The sequence below is a fragment of the Oleiphilus sp. HI0123 genome, from assembly GCF_001635315.1.
Genome location: NZ_LWGE01000356.1, coordinates 1 through 836 on the forward strand (window position 1 = coordinate 1; position 836 = coordinate 836).

At 45.5% G+C, this 836-nt stretch carries 2 protein-coding genes; both read left to right on the forward strand.

Going from position 1 to position 836, the window contains the following annotated elements:
• Window positions 1-671 (forward strand): polyprenyl diphosphate synthase (uppS, locus tag A3761_RS03400; RefSeq protein ID WP_068749814.1); only part of this gene is annotated, 671 nt, incomplete at its 5' end.
• 20 nt (window positions 672-691) lie between these two features.
• Window positions 692-836, forward strand: a 145-nt coding sequence (locus A3761_RS25410) for a phosphatidate cytidylyltransferase (protein ID WP_197472783.1), incomplete at its 3' end; no start/stop codon positions are given.

Genomic DNA, 836 nt, shown 5'->3' on the forward strand with positions numbered 1-836 from the left:
CTAAGCAGCGCAAAAAGATAGGGATTTCTGGGCACAAGGCAGGCGTAGATGCGGTTAGAGATGTCGTTAAAGCTTGTGTTGAGGAAGATATAGAGGTGCTGACTCTATTTGCCTTTAGTAGTGAAAACTGGAGGAGGCCCGCCGAAGAGGTTGGTGCGTTAATGAAGCTTTTCCTTTTTGCCTTGCAGCGAGAAGTTAAGAAACTGCACTCAAATAATATCCGCTTGCGAATTATTGGTGATCGAGAGCCGTTTAGTGATGTGCTTCAGGAGCATATGGCGAAAGCGGAAGAACTAACAGAAAATAATGATGGTATGACTCTGGTCGTTGCCGCTAACTACGGTGGGCACTGGGATGTCGCGCAAGCGACGCGGAAAATTGCCCATAAAGTTGCTTCCGGCGAGATTGCGGCTGAAGATGTGAGCGAAGACTTAATTCAATCACATATCTCTTTGGGTGACTTGCCTTTACCTGATTTAATGATTCGCACTGCGGGTGAGCAGCGCATCAGCAATTTTATGTTATGGCAATTGGCCTACGCAGAATTCTATTTTTCCGATTTGTACTGGCCCGATTTCAAGAAGGAACAGATGCTGGAAGCCTTAAAAGCCTATGCTGGACGAAAGCGGCGCTTTGGGCAAACTGATGATCAGTTGGATCAGGCCGAGTAAATAATCACGGGACTCTTTTTGTGTTAAAACAACGAATAATTACAGCTTTAATTCTTGCTCCACTTGTTTTGGGGGGTGTTTTTTTACTGCCTCCAGAGTATTTTTCTTGGTTTGTCGCAGCTATTGTTATTTTAGGTGCCTGGGAATGGGCTAACCTTTCAGGCG